We start from the raw sequence: 12,947 nt of genomic DNA, 5'->3' as shown, positions 1-12,947 counted from the left end.
TCCGCGAAAACCCTGTGCGCGTGCGGAGCCCGTGCCGGATCATGAGCCCCATGCCCGACGCAACGCCCCCGCATCGCGCCCTGTCCATCCGTCTCGGCATGAACGACGACGACTCGCCGTCCGACGCCATCGACGCCCTGTTCCTCAGCCGCTTCGTCACCGGCGAGCAGCCGTACTCGCGCGGCTCCTCCGTGGAGCGCGTGAAGTCGGGACTGACCCTGCTGCCGGCCGGGGCCGAAGTGCTGCGCGCGGCACGCGACAAGGACCGCGGCGCCACCCTCGCCGAGGGCGACGGCTGGACGATCCTGGTCTCCCGCTGGCACCACCGCGCGGACGTGACGGTGACCGCCGTGAGCGAGGAGCTCGCGCAGCGCGTGCTGGCCGAGGCCGTAGAGGACGCCGAGGACCAGCCGGAAGCGCAGCCCGACGACGTCACCATGGGCTTCTGGTACGTGGCACCGCGCCGCGGGCCGCACCGCATCACCCGGCAGATCAGCGCCGCGCCCTGGGACGACGTGCGGGGCAACTACACCGCGCCGGTCGCCGAGGCCGTGGACGGGCTGATGAAGCTCACCGCGGACGACATCAGCGGCCGTCTGCTGCTCCTGCACGGGCCGCCTGGCACCGGCAAGACCTCCGCGCTGCGCACCCTGGCCCGCGCGTGGCGGGACTGGTGCCAGGTGGACTGCGTGCTCGACCCCGAGGTGCTCTTCAACGACGTCGGCTACCTGATGGAGATCGCCATCGGCGAGGACGACGCCGAAGGGCCCGGCCGCTGGCGGCTGCTGCTCCTGGAGGACTGCGACGAGCTCATCCGCGGCCAGGCCAAGCACCAGACGGGCCAAGCGCTGTCCCGGCTGCTCAACCTCACCGACGGGCTGCTCGGGCAGGGCCGCAACGTCCTGGTCGGCATCACCACCAACGAGGACCTGGAGCGGCTGCACCCGGCGGTCGTCCGCCCCGGGCGCTGCCTGGCCCGGATCGAGGTCGGCCCGCTGACCCGCGCCGAGGCCACCCACTGGCTCGGCACCTCCGAGGGCGTCGGCCGCGACGGCGCCACGCTGGCCGAGCTGTACGCGCTGCGCCGCGGCGCGTCCTCCGCCGGCGGCCCCGTGCTCCCCGCCCAGACCCCGGCCTCCTCCTCGGGGGGCCTCTACCTCTGATGCCCGCGGGTCGCCCGGACGGGACGAAGCGGAACATCCGCACCCGCACCGGCGCCGAACTGCGGCGCGGCCGCCGCCCCCGGGCGCACGGCTGCTGGGACCACCTGTACGCGGCGCCCCTGTGGCCGCTGCACGGCGCCAACCTGGGCACGCTGCTGCGCACTTGCGACGCGGTGGGGGCGTGCCTGGTCGTCCCGCGCTTCCCCTGGGTACCGGAGGCGCTGGCCCGCGGCAACACGCTGCGGCGCCCCGCTTGTGTGCACTGGACCGGCGACCCGCTGGGCTGGCTCCAGCGGCAGCGCGACCGCGGGGCGCACATCGTGGGCGTCGAACTCGCCGACGAGGCCGTGCGGCTGGCGGACCTGCCGGCCGCACGGCGGACCACGGTCGCCGTCCTCGGCCACGAGCAGCACGGCATCCCGCCGGAGGCGCTCGACCTGCTCGACGTCGCCGTGGAGATCCCGATGGTGGGGACCGGCGCCAGCCTCAACGTCGCGGTCGCGGGCTCGCTCGCGCTGTACAAACTGGCCGGGCTGCTGTGAGCGGGACGACGCGCTACGCGTCGTACGCGGCGCGCAGCGCGTCGCGCACGGCGGCCTCGGCGGCGGCCCGGTCCAGGCCGAGGCGGTGGGCCCGCTCGGCGTAGGCCGTCGCCGCGGTGGCCGCCTCGCGGTCGGCGGCGTCGCCCGCGGCCGCCACGAACGTGCCGTTGCGGCCGCGGGTCTCGATCACGCCGTCCGACTCCAGGGCGCGGTACGCCTTGGCCACGGTGTTGGCGGCCAGGCCGAGTTCGTCGGCGAGTCCGCGCACCGTCGGCAGCCGGTAGCCGACCGGGAGGGCACCGGAACGGGCCTGGTCGGCGATCTGGGCCCGCAGTTGCTCGAACGGCGCGGCGGCCGCGGTGGGGCGGATGACGATCTTCAAACTCACTGTTGTTCGCTCTCCCGGTGGGTCACGGCACGGCGTTTGCCGCGGCCATTGTGCTGCAGCCGCCCGACGGCAGGGCGACGGCACGGCCGGGGGCGTGCGGGTCGTGGGCGATGGTGTCGCCGGGCTCGTGCAGGTGCAGCACGAAGCGCTCGCCCGCCCGGTACGCGTCCAGACCGGCCCTGCAGTACGCGACCATGTCGTCCGGCAGCGCGTCCAGCGGGAACCAGCCGAGCTCCGAGCACTTGTCCGGCTCGCGGTTGACCGGCTCCCGGCCGGCCCCGTCCGCGACGAAGAACCAGCCGACGCGGGCCTCGCCGCCGGGGGCACGGTGCTGCATGACCAGGGCGACGCCGGTCTCCTCGGGGCGCAGCACGACACCCACCTCCTCGTACGCCTCCCGGATCATGGCCTCCCGCACGTCCTCGCCGTCCTCGACATGGCCGGACGGAGCGTGCAACAGGCCGTCGGCGTACCCGGTGTTGACGCGGCGGCCGAGCAGCACGTGGCCGTCGCGCACCAGGATCAGGTGGACGTCGACGATCTCGCTGTGCCGCCGGGGCGGGGCCGGCCGCACCACGGCGGCGTACCGCTCGTCCCGGACCGGGCGGCCCCACAGGGCGGTGTCGTGGGCGAGCTGCTCGATCTCCGTGTGCGCGGCGAACGGGCGTACCAGGGCGGCGAGTTCCGTGGCTGTGATCCCCACCGGCTCCGCCTCGCCCCAGCATCCCTCGACCAGCACGAGGCGGCCGCCGCGCCGCAGCAGTCCCGCCCAGCGGCGCAGCGCCGCCGCCGGGTCGGGCATCGCCCACAGCATGTGCCGTACCAGCACGACGTCGAACCGCCCCGCCGCCACGGGCGGCCGCACCGCGTCGCCGACGACCACCCGCGCGTCCGTCCCCGCCAGCTTCGCCCTGGCCAGGGCCACCATGCGCGGCGACCGGTCCACCCCGGTCACCCGGTGGCCCTGCTCCGCCGCCAGCGCCGCGAGACTGCCCGTCCCGCACCCGAGGTCCAGCACGTCCGCCGGCGCGTCCGGCAGCCACCCGCGCAGCCGCCCCGCCCACGCCGCCCGGACCTCAGGGTCCCGCAGCCCGTGATCCGGCTCCTCGTCGAACCGGTCGGCCTCGGCGTCCCAGTACTCCCCGCTCTTTTCGTCCACCCTCCGATCCTGCCACCCCCCACTGACACCGCCCGGGGCGGCGCCGGACCGTACGGAGGCAGCCACTTCGGGCCTCCGGCCGACCCTCCATCCCTCACTGGCACCGTCCCGGGGCGGCGACTTGCGCGGACACCACGTCCGCGCTGTCGCGGTGAGCCGTGCGGAGGCAGCCGCTTCGGGCCTTCCGCCGATCCTGCCTGCGACGCCCCCGTGTCGTGCGCCTGGCCGGCGCGTTCTCGCACTCACCGGCGACGCCTACCGGGCCGGACGGGCGTGCGCCGTCACAGTGCCCACCAGCAATAAGGGCGCAGGTCCGCGGCGTGAGCCCGGCGCCGTCGCCGCATCGAGTCATGGCGGACGGGTTCAGCCCGCGCGCGCCATCGGCCGACGATCGGGCCTGGCCCGCAACACAGTGCGCCGACTGGTCGGCGCATAGGACCCGGATGAGCTGCGGGTCGGCCGCTGAAGTGGACGCACCAGCATCCTCGACCCCTACAAGCCCTTCCTCCAACAGCGGTTCACCTAAGGCCCTGGAATCGCCCGGCGGCCACACGCCGGGGCAGGCCGGTGATGGCGCCGAGCACGACGGCTCGACATGGGGCTCGGGTCAGTGCCTGCCGGGCCCCTGACTGTCGAGATAGTCGATCAACGCGGCCTCCTTGCGGCGCAACTGGTCGCGGTCGTCGGCAGGCAGCGACGCAAGGGCGTCGACCAGAACCCGCTTGCGAGGAACGTGGACCATGTTGCCCGTGTAGATCCGGCACCCCGAGCACCAGGCAAACCCGATGCAGCGCTCGAAGCCGGAGGACTCGGGCGGATGGAAGCGGTACTCGTAGGAACGGACGGGCTCGTGGCACACACGGCAGATCCAGCGGTCACCGTCGGCGACGGACCAGCCGTATCCCCACTTGCGCCAGGACTTCCGTCCGGCCGGTGCTCTTCACATCGCCATGCGCACATTCTGCCTTGGGGGCGGCGTTCACGGGGACACTCGATTGCGTGTACACGCGCCGCGACTCGGGCGAGATCCCCAAGCGCCGCCGACTCACGCGCCGCACACACCTGCGAAGGGGCCGCCTTCGCCCCCATCACGGGACCGTGCGGCGCACCCCCGCGGCCCCGCGGGGTCAGTGGAGGCCGAGGGTGCGGTAGCGGGCGCGGCGGGCGGCGAGGCGTTCGGGGCGGGGTACGGCACGAAGGCCGGCGAGTTCGGCGCCGAGGATCGCGCCGAGGCGGGTGAGGAAGGTCTCCGGGGCATCCGAGGCGTCCCCTGTGTCCGCCGCGTCCGCTCCGCCGGAGGCCTCCTCGACGACGCGGTCGACGATGCCGCGCGCGAGCAGGTCGGCGGAGCGCACGCCTTGGCGGGCGGCGACCTCGAAGGCCCGTTCGGTGGTCCGGTAGAGGATGGCGGAGGCGCCCTCGGGCGGCAGGGGGGACAGCCAGGCGTGGCGGGCAGCCAGCACCCGGTCGGCGGGCAGCAGGGCGAGGGCGCCGCCGCCCGCGCCCTGGCCGAGGAGGAGGCAGAGGGTGGGCGCGGGCAGGGTCACCAGGTCCGCGAGGGAGCGGGCGATCTCGCCGGCGAGGCCGCCCTCCTCGGCCTCCCGGGACAGTGCGGCGCCCGCGGTGTCGACGACGGTGAGCAGCGGCAGGTCCAGTTCGGCCGCGATGCGCATGCCGCGGCGGGCCATGCGCAGTCCGGCGGGGCCGAGGGCGGGGGGCCGTCCGTCGCCGGCGCCCCGCCGGTCGTGGCCGAGGACGACGCACGGGGTGCCGCCGATCCGGGCGAGCGCGAGCAGCAGTCCGGGGTCCCGCTCCCCCGCGCCGGTGCCGCTGAGCGGCGTGACGTCGCGGCCCGCCACGGCCAACAGGGCGCGCGGTCCGGGCCGTTCGGGCCGCCGTGAGCGGCGGATCGACTCCGCGGCCGGCACGTCGGCGGCGGCGTCACCGGCCGGTACGGCGTCATCTGCCGGGACGGCAGCACCGGCCGGGTCGCCGCAGAGCACCGCCAGCGCCCGCGCCGCCGCCCCGGCGAGCCGCTCGGTCGGCAGGACGGCGTCCACGATGCCGTGGGCCAGCAGGTTCTCCGCGACCTGCACGCCGGGCGGGAACGGCTCGCCGTACAGGGCCTCGTGGACGCGGGGGCCGAGGAAGCCGATGAGCGCACCGGGTTCCGCGGACGTGGCGTGGCCGAGCGAGCCCCAGGAGGCGAGGACGCCGCCCGTGGTGGGGTGGCGCAGGTGGACCAGGTAGGGCAGTCCCGCCGACTTGTGGTCGGTGACGGCCGCGGCGACCTTCACCATCTGGAGGAACGCGATGGTGCCCTCCTGCATGCGCGTCCCGCCGGACGCCGGGGAGGCCAGCAGCGGCAGCCGTTCGCGGGTGGCCCGTTCGACCGCCCGTACCAGCCGCTCCCCGGCGGCCACGCCGATCGACCCGCCGAGGAAGCCGAACTCGCCCACCACGACGGCCACCCGCCGGCCCCGTACGCGGCCCTCGCCGGTGACCACCGACTCGTCGAGCCCGGTCCGGGCGCGGCCCCTGACGAGGTCGGCCCGGTACTCCTCGCCGTCCAGATACGGAGGAACAGGGGGAACGGGTTCATCCCAGCGGCGCCAGGTTCCGGGGTCCAGGACCTCGTCGACGAGCCGGAGGGAGGCGGGGCGGCAGGGCGGTTCGGTCATGGGGACACCCTGCCATCCCGCCGAGGCGTTGGCCCGCAGGTCAACGCGCCGTTGTGGAGCGGTACTCGGGGCGGGCGCGAGCGCCGCCGGGCGCGCCGGGGTCACTCGTGTGGCCCACGTCCATCACCGGGTCGGCCGTCGTTGTGGGGATGTGGCTACAGTCAATCCCCAGAGCGCGCCTGAGGCGTCGTCCGGGAGCGCGACCCCCCGGACCGTCCCGGCGTCCGTCCGCCGCACGCACCCCCCGCGCACCTCGCCCGGTTTCCCCCTCGGGGAGTGGGTCTTCATTCCGCGGGCCGACCACTTCCTCGGCGGTTCCGGTGCCTCGGACGCCTACATCGAGCGCGGTGACGAGCGGGTCCCCCTCGTCCACTGCTCCTCGGAGCTGGAGCAGTTCACGCGGGAGATGGCCGGGATCGAGGGGGATTTCACCCGTCGCTGCTCCGGCATCGACCCGGCGGCGCCGTACTGAGGGGCCGCCCGCTCCCTCTTCTTGCCCTCTTGCCCCTTTGCCCCCGCCCGGCCCGACAGGAATGCCTTCATGCCGCCTTTGCAGGACCGTTTCCGCCCTGAGAATGGTCTGCCGTACGAGGATCAGCTCCACGGTTCCACCATTTACAGCCCCCGCCAGTCCGGCCACGACGACACGTCGGGGCACGGGGTCTTCTCCGCCCCGGACTTCGATGTCCTCAACGGGGCGTGGGCGTCCGAGGAGGAGCTGGCGCAGCTGCTCGACCAGTCCGGGGAGGACGACGAGGAGGACGTCTTCCAGCACGCCCCGGACACCGCGACGCACGAGCTCCCCCTCACGCGCCGCCGCCACCGCAAGATCCGCCGGGCCGCGCTGCGCCGCCGGCTGACCCGGACCCAGACGCTGAGTTTCGTCGTCGCCGCGCTGGCGGCGACCATTGTGGCGATGGTGAGCGTGCTCGGCGGGATGATCGCGCACGACCCGCTGCGGAACATCGCGTCCGCCGACGGGTCCGCGGGCCTGGCCGACTGGTGGCCGCTGCTGGTGTACGGCCCGTGGATGGTGGCCTCGCTGTCGATCCTGCGTGCCGCCCTCCACCAGCGCCGCGCCCCGCACTCGTGGGCGGTCGTGCTGCTCTTCTCGGCGTTCGCCATCCTGTTCTGCATCGCCTGCGCCCCCAGGACGATTACCAACTGGACCGTCGCGGCGCTGCCCGCCATCGCGGCCCTGTCCTGCTTCCACCAGCTCGTCCGGCAGATCACGCTCACCCGGCCGCCGCGGCGCACCCCGCGCAGCCGGCGGCATTCCTGAGGCGCCACCGGCCGGCGGCCGCCATGGGGCTGCTTCCGGTCCCGGACGGGACCGGAAGCAGTGGCGGAGCCGTCCGGGTCAGCTGAAGACGTCCGTGCAGTCGGTCCGCGTGGCGTGCGCCGGGTCGAGGGCGTTGGCCGTCTCGTGGAAGACGATGCGGTCGGTCAGCCCGATGAGGACGTGCTCGGACAGGTCGAGCGAGCACAGGTCCTGGAGCACCACGTTGTGGACGTCGGGTCCCGACAGGAACTGCGAGGTGTACGGCGTGACGACCTCGTCGTACCGGGTCGCGATCACCGTGTAGTGGATGCCGGGAAGGGTGTCGCCGCCGGCGTTCAGCTTGGTCAGGAAGGCCGATCCGGCCATCTGGTCCGTGAGGCCCTGGGGCAGGAGGCCGTCGATGGCGTCGGCCGCCCCGGGGAAGTAGGGCAGCAGGTTGAGCAGTCCGTTGAGGTCGGTGCCGTGGTTGTCGGCGCCGATCCCGACGAGGGCGTTGACCTTGGGGGCGCCGCCCAGGAACTTCATGTAGTAGCGCGGCATCATGCCGCCCTGGGAGTGCCCGACGATGTCGACCTTGCCCGCGCCGGTGGACGCGCGGACCCGGTCGACGTAGTCGGCGAGCTGCTGGGAGGACGCGGCGATGGAGCCGAGTCCGTAGAAGACCGGGACGCCGGGCAGCTGGCCGTAGTCGAGGGAGTAGACGCAGTAGCCGCGCGCGACGAGGTACGGGGCGAGGCCGAGCCAGTTGTCGATGGAGTTGCCGAAGGTGCCGTGGACCAGGACGACCGGGCGCGGGTGGGCGGCGGAGGGCTTGCAGGACCAGTTGTTCCAGCCGCTGCTGGGGGCGGAGGCGGCGGCGGTACCGGCCAGGGCGGGCGTCACGGTGAGTGCCGCGGCGAGGGTGAGTGCGGACAGCAGCCGCAGCGTTGTCCGTCTGAAGTGCAGCATCGAGCGATCTCCTCGCAGGTGGGGGAAAAGCAGGGGGGACCGTTCCCTGACGACCTGTGATCCGGATCACAAGATTGCTGAGCTTCCGTCAATTTACGCACGGGTAACAAAAACCGGCCAGCTACTGGTCGGTAAAGAATGTGTCACGCTGACTTCACTGCCGTGTGATAAGAGGGACGGCACCGCGGACTACGACGCCTTGCGGAACGTGGCGGCCGGACGCACCGCGCCGAAGCCGAACCGGGCGTTCACCCGGTCCACGGCCGCCTCCGCCGTCAGGTGCGACGCGCGCATCGGGTCCAGCGAGAGCTGCTGGGCCACGCGGTCGGCGCCGGTGAGGTCCTCCGCGCGCAGCCCGATACCGGCCAGGCGCGCCCGCTGCAGTCCGGCCGCGTCCATCAACCGGTAGGCCAGGAACCGCAGATCCTCCTCGTGCGCGGACGGCTCCGCGAGCCGCCGGGTCCTCTCCCACTGCCCGTCGCCGGCGAACCGCAGCGTCAGGCACAGGGACCCGGCGACCTGCCGGCGGCCGCGCAGCACCGCCCCCAGCCGCACCACCAGGTCCAGGAGCGCGGCCCGGGCGGCGGGGCCGTCGAGTTCGTGCCGGGGGAACCGGTGCGTCACACCGGCCGACGGCGGCAGGTCCTTGGGGGCGACGGGACGGGGGTCCGTGCCGCGGGCCCGTTCCGCGGCCAGCCGGCCCGCGCGCCGGCCCAGAATCCGCTCCACGACACCCGGCGGCACCGCGGCGACCGCCCCGATGGTGTGCAGCCCGTACGTGCGCAGTGCCTCGGCCTGCTGGGGGCCGACGCCGTGCAGCGCCTCCACCGGCAGCGGCGCCAGGAAGGCGTCCGCCGCGCCCTCGGGCACGGCCAGGACGCCGCCCGGGCCCGCCACGCGGTCCGAGGCCGTCGCCGCCACCGCCCACGTCTCCGCGACCCCGATCCGCAGGTCCGCGGCCAGCCAGGCCATCGCCCGCAGCCGTACCAGCTCCGCGATCCGCTCGGCGTCCGCGCCGAAGTACCGCTGCGCGCCCCGCACCTGCACCAGAGCCGCCCGGGGCGGGACCGCCTGGACGACGGGGGAGAACGCGCGCAGCAGGTCCAGCACCGCCCGGTAGCGCTCCTCGGGCAGTGCCGGGGCGCAGCGCACGTGCAGGATGCTCGCCGTGCCGTCCCGCCGCCGCCCGGTGTCGCCGTTCGTCATCGTCCCGCGCTCCCCGGGCTGGAGTGCCAGAGCTTGCGGCCGGTGGGGACGCCCTCGCCGGCGGGGCGCAGGTCGGCCCAGGGGTGCATCTCGTAGCCGGTGGACATCCGCACCCGGCGGCCGTCGGGCGGCGCGACGGGCAGGCCCGCGGGCTCGTCCGCGGTCCCGCCCGGGGTCTCGGCCAGCCGGGCCGCGACCGCCTCCAGGCCGTCCTTTCCGCGCAGTTCGACGAGTTCGGCGAGGTTCCAGGCCGCGGAGCCGACGACGGACAGGCTCTGCGGGCCGCGGCGCTGGACCACCCCGCGGACCAGCAGCAGCCAGGAGTGGAAGACGGTGTGCGCGCAGGCCTCGTGACTGTCGTCGAAGAAGGCGAGGTCGACCAGGCCGGTGCCGTCGTCGAGGGTGGTGAAGATGACCCGGCGCCCGGAGCGGATGGGCGGGGTCTGGGTGGCCGCCTTGGCGCCGGCGACCAGGACGGTCTCGCCGTGCCGCACCTCGCGCAGCCGGTGCGCCGGGATCGCGCCCAGTTCCTCCAGGAAGGCGAGGTGGTCCTCCATCAGGTGCCGGGAGGCGTCCATGCCGAGCACACCGAGCTCGGCGCGGAGCCGTTCGCCGGCGTCCATGTCGGGCAGGCCGGCCGGCGGGGCCTCCGCCTCTCCCCCGGTGAGGGCGAGCTGGCCGTCGTACGCGGAGGCGCGGCCCTGCCGGTGCAGCTCGGCCACCTGGAGCAGCAGGTCGCGGCGGTTGCCGCCGAACGCGTCCAACGCGCCGACCTGCACCAGCCGTTCGGCCGCGGCCCGGCCGGGGCGGGCCCGCTCCCACAGGTCCTGGAGCGAGGTGTAGGGCTGCCCGGCGGTGATCCGGGCGACCTCCGCCTCGCTGATGCCGTGCACCTCCGACAGCGCGAGCCGCAGTCCCCACACCCCGGGCATCCCGGCCCCCTCCCCTTCATCGTCGGACACCAGTTCGATTCGATAGGCGGCGCCCGACCGGTTGACGTCCAGCGGCAGCACCGGCACCCCGCGCCGCCGGGCGTCCGCGAGCAGCAGCCGCTTGGGGTACATGCCCGGGTCGTGGGTGAGCACCCCGGCGTAGAAGGCCGCCGGATGGTGCGCCTTGAGCCAGGCCGACTGGTAGGTGGGCACGGCGAAGGCGACGGCGTGCGCCTTGCAGAAGCCGTACGCACCGAAGGCCGAGACGATCTCCCAGGTGTGCCGGACGACCTCGCGGGGGTAGCCGCGCTCCCGCGCCCGGTCCGCGAACCAGGCCCGCACCCGGCCCTGCCGCGCCTCGTCCGACAGCGCCCGCCGGGCCTCGTCGGCGAACCCCCGGTCGCAACCGGTCATCACGCGCATGATCTCGATCAACTGCTCGTGGAAGACGACGACTCCGTAGGTCTCGCTCAGCACGTCCTCCAGATCGGGATGCGCGTAGTGGACGGGCGTGCGGCCGTGCCGGGCGTCGATGAAGGGCCGCACCATGTCGGCGGAGACCGGGCCCGGGCGGAACAGCGAGATGTCCACGACCAGGTCGTGGAAGGTGCTGGGCTGCAACCGCCCCACCAGGTCGCGCTGGCCGGGCGACTCGATCTGGAAGCAGCCCAGCGTCTCGGCGGAGCGGATCAGTTCGTAGGTGGCCGGATCGCCCGGCGGGACCTGCGCCGGGTCCTCCAGGTCGATCCGGCCGCCGCCGGTCCGCTCCACCTCGTCCAGGGCGTGCGCCATCGCGGACTGCATCCGCACCCCGAGCACGTCGAGCTTGAGCAGCCCGAGGTCCTCGACGTCGTCCTTGTCGAACTGCGACATCGGGAAGCCCTCGCCGCTGGTCGGCATCACCGGCGTGCGGTCCAGCAGCCCGGCGTCCGACAGCAGCACCCCGCACGGGTGCATGGCGACCCCGCGCGGCAGCGCGTCCAGCGCCTCGACCAGCTCCCACAGCCGGCCGTGGTCCTCCCCCGCCACCTGCCGCAGCTCGGGCAGTTCGGCGAGCGCGGCCCGCGCGTCGCGCGCCCGGATGTGCGGGAAGGCCTTGGCCAGCCGGTCGGTCAGCTCCGGCTCCAGCCCCAGGGCGGCCCCCACGTCGCGGACGGCGTGCCGGACCCGGTAGGTCTCCGGCATGGCGACGGTGGCGACCCGCTCGCCGCCGAAGCGGTCCAGGATGCGCCGGTAGACCTCCAGCCGGCGGGCGGACTCCACGTCGATGTCGATGTCGGGCAGGGAGGCCCGCCGCCCGGACAGGAAGCGCTCCATGAGCAGGCCGTGCTCGACGGGGTCGGCGGCGGCGATACCCAGCAGGTGGTTGACGAGCGAGCCCGCGCCGGAACCGCGCGCGGCGACCCGGATGCCCATCTCCCGCACGTCGTCGACCACTTGGCCGACGGTGAGGAAGTACGAGGCGAAGCCGAGCCGCTCGATGATCCGCAGTTCGTCCTCCAGCCGCGCCCAGTACGCCGGTGCGCGGTCGTGCCCGGTGCGGACCATCCCGGCGGCGCAGCGCGAGCGCAGGACGCGGTCGGCGGTGCGGGCGCCGGCCCCCACCGTCTCCGGCTCGGGGAAGTGGACCTGCCCGATCCCCAGGTCGTCCGCGGGGTCGACGGCGCAGGCCGCGGCGGTCTCCTCGGTGGCGCGCAGCAGCCGGTGCGCGTCCCGGCGGCCGAACCCGGCCGCCTCCACGATCCGTTCGGCGGTGCGCGCCATGTCCCCCGCGTCCTTCAGCCAGCGGCCGCCGCCGTCCAGGCCCTCCGGCGTGCGGACGTCGACGGGCACGAGCCGGCGCGCCGAGTCCAGCACGTCGGCCACCTCCCCCTGCCCGGGGTCGGCGTAGCGGACGGCGTTGGTCAGCACGGGGGTCACCCCCTGCTCGGCGGCGAAACCGACGATGCGCGCGGCCAGCCGCAGCGACCCCGGCCCGGTGCCGGTGCGGCCGTGGTGGGCGGCCTCCAGGCGCAGCGCGTCCCCGTACGCCGCGCGCCAGGGGCGCAGCAGCTTCGCGGCCCGGTCGGGGCGGCCGGCGGCGAGCGCCCGGCCGACCTCGGAGTCCGCGCCCAGCAGGACGAACACCCCCTCCTGGCCCAGGTCCGCCCAGCCCAGCCCCACCTCCCCGGCATGGGCGGCGCTGATCAGCCGGCACAGCGCGGCCCAGCCGCGCCGGTCCCGGGCGAGGAAGACCGCCCGGTCGGCCGCCTCCGGGACGAAGGAGCCGCCGCGCACCGGCGTGCGCCGCCGGCCGCCGGGCGGGTGGGCGGCCGGCCCGTCGTACGCCGCGGGCACCGCGAGCGAGGCGCCGAACAGCGGCCGCACCCCGGCCCGCGCGCAGGCCTTGGCGAACCGCACGACGCCGGCCACGGTGTCCCGGTCGGTCAGCGCCAGCGCGTCCATGCCCCGCTCGGCGGCGCGCTCGGCCAGCCGTTCGGGGTGCGAGGCCCCGTACCGCAGCGAGAAGCCGGAGACGGTGTGCAGATGCGTGAATCCCGGCATACGCACCTCCGACCGCTCACGTCTCCCCCCTTCCGGACCCTCCGGTACCCACCATAGACCACTTCTCGAACACACGTACGAAGACATGCCGGAGACGTGCCG

At 74.8% G+C, this 12,947-nt stretch carries 11 protein-coding genes; 4 read left to right on the top strand and 7 right to left on the bottom strand.

The genetic code is table 11. From position 1 onward, the window contains the following. The first annotated feature begins 41 nt into the window (after window positions 1-41). The gene (locus ABZ883_RS15975; protein WP_360906232.1) at window positions 42-1,163 is read left to right on the top strand and encodes a DUF5925 domain-containing protein; all 1,122 of its coding nucleotides are present in this window, start codon (window positions 42-44) and stop codon (window positions 1,161-1,163) included. After that, a complete protein-coding gene (locus tag ABZ883_RS15970) occupies window positions 1,163-1,705 on the top strand; it encodes a TrmH family RNA methyltransferase (protein WP_360906231.1) in 543 nt (180 codons plus the stop codon). The genes ABZ883_RS15975 and ABZ883_RS15970 overlap by 1 nt, the downstream gene beginning before the upstream one ends. A gap of 13 nt (window positions 1,706-1,718) precedes the next feature. On the opposite strand, the gene ABZ883_RS15965 is transcribed toward ABZ883_RS15970, so the two are convergent. The 4 genes from ABZ883_RS15965 to ABZ883_RS15950 all read right to left on the bottom strand — a co-directional run bounded on the left by ABZ883_RS15965 (window position 1,719) and on the right by ABZ883_RS15950 (window position 5,933). Further along, on the bottom strand, window positions 1,719-2,093 hold the full coding sequence (locus ABZ883_RS15965) for a GntR family transcriptional regulator (protein ID WP_360906230.1): 375 nt from the start codon (window positions 2,091-2,093) through the stop codon (window positions 1,719-1,721). Window positions 2,094-2,115: 22 nt separating this feature from the next. Continuing rightward, window positions 2,116-3,252, bottom strand: coding sequence for a methyltransferase domain-containing protein (locus ABZ883_RS15960; protein ID WP_360906229.1), 1,137 nt, complete (start codon window positions 3,250-3,252; stop codon window positions 2,116-2,118). Between the two features lie 607 nt (window positions 3,253-3,859). After that, window positions 3,860-4,111: a hypothetical protein gene (locus ABZ883_RS15955; protein ID WP_360906228.1), complete on the bottom strand. Its 252-nt coding sequence runs from the start codon at window positions 4,109-4,111 to the stop codon at window positions 3,860-3,862. A gap of 268 nt (window positions 4,112-4,379) precedes the next feature. Next, window positions 4,380-5,933, bottom strand: coding sequence for a carboxyl transferase domain-containing protein (locus tag ABZ883_RS15950; protein WP_360906227.1), 1,554 nt, complete (start codon window positions 5,931-5,933; stop codon window positions 4,380-4,382). 151 nt (window positions 5,934-6,084) lie between these two features. Here ABZ883_RS15950 and ABZ883_RS15945 point away from each other — a divergent pair, with 151 nt between their 5' ends. Both ABZ883_RS15945 and ABZ883_RS15940 read left to right on the top strand, forming a co-directional pair. After that, window positions 6,085-6,405: a hypothetical protein gene (locus ABZ883_RS15945; RefSeq protein WP_360906226.1), complete on the top strand. Its 321-nt coding sequence runs from the start codon at window positions 6,085-6,087 to the stop codon at window positions 6,403-6,405. Between the two features lie 69 nt (window positions 6,406-6,474). Further along, a complete protein-coding gene (locus ABZ883_RS15940) occupies window positions 6,475-7,215 on the top strand; it encodes a DUF2637 domain-containing protein (protein WP_360906225.1) in 741 nt (246 codons plus the stop codon). 78 nt (window positions 7,216-7,293) lie between these two features. On the opposite strand, the gene ABZ883_RS15935 is transcribed toward ABZ883_RS15940, so the two are convergent. The 3 genes from ABZ883_RS15935 to ABZ883_RS15925 form a co-directional block, all read right to left on the bottom strand. Continuing rightward, the gene (locus tag ABZ883_RS15935; protein WP_360906224.1) at window positions 7,294-8,163 is read right to left on the bottom strand and encodes an alpha/beta fold hydrolase; all 870 of its coding nucleotides are present in this window, start codon (window positions 8,161-8,163) and stop codon (window positions 7,294-7,296) included. Between the two features lie 189 nt (window positions 8,164-8,352). Next, window positions 8,353-9,369 carry a hypothetical protein gene (locus tag ABZ883_RS15930; RefSeq protein WP_360906223.1) on the bottom strand — a complete coding sequence of 339 codons (1,017 nt, stop codon included), beginning with the start codon at window positions 9,367-9,369 and terminating at the stop codon, window positions 8,353-8,355. Continuing rightward, window positions 9,366-12,845 carry a DNA polymerase III subunit alpha gene (locus tag ABZ883_RS15925; protein WP_360906222.1) on the bottom strand — a complete coding sequence of 1,160 codons (3,480 nt, stop codon included), beginning with the start codon at window positions 12,843-12,845 and terminating at the stop codon, window positions 9,366-9,368. The genes ABZ883_RS15930 and ABZ883_RS15925 overlap by 4 nt, the downstream gene beginning before the upstream one ends. Window positions 12,846-12,947: the final 102 nt, after the last annotated feature.

The organism is Streptomyces sp. NPDC046977 (assembly GCF_040644455.1).
Classification (GTDB): domain Bacteria; phylum Actinomycetota; class Actinomycetes; order Streptomycetales; family Streptomycetaceae; genus Actinacidiphila.
Note: the sequence above shows the minus strand (reverse complement) of the source record. Positions and strands in the feature narration are given on the sequence as shown.

Coding starts and splice junctions, on each gene's coding strand:
- ABZ883_RS15975 (WP_360906232.1), top strand. CDS start 42: ATGAGCCCCATGCCCGACGCAACGCCCCCGCATCGCGCCCTGTCCATC.
- ABZ883_RS15970 (WP_360906231.1), top strand. CDS start 1,163: ATGCCCGCGGGTCGCCCGGACGGGACGAAGCGGAACATCCGCACCCGC.
- ABZ883_RS15950 (WP_360906227.1), bottom strand. CDS start 5,933: ATGACCGAACCGCCCTGCCGCCCCGCCTCCCTCCGGCTCGTCGACGAG.
- ABZ883_RS15940 (WP_360906225.1), top strand. CDS start 6,475: ATGCCGCCTTTGCAGGACCGTTTCCGCCCTGAGAATGGTCTGCCGTAC.
- ABZ883_RS15935 (WP_360906224.1), bottom strand. CDS start 8,163: ATGCTGCACTTCAGACGGACAACGCTGCGGCTGCTGTCCGCACTCACC.
- ABZ883_RS15930 (WP_360906223.1), bottom strand. CDS start 9,369: ATGACGAACGGCGACACCGGGCGGCGGCGGGACGGCACGGCGAGCATC.
- ABZ883_RS15925 (WP_360906222.1), bottom strand. CDS start 12,845: ATGCCGGGATTCACGCATCTGCACACCGTCTCCGGCTTCTCGCTGCGG.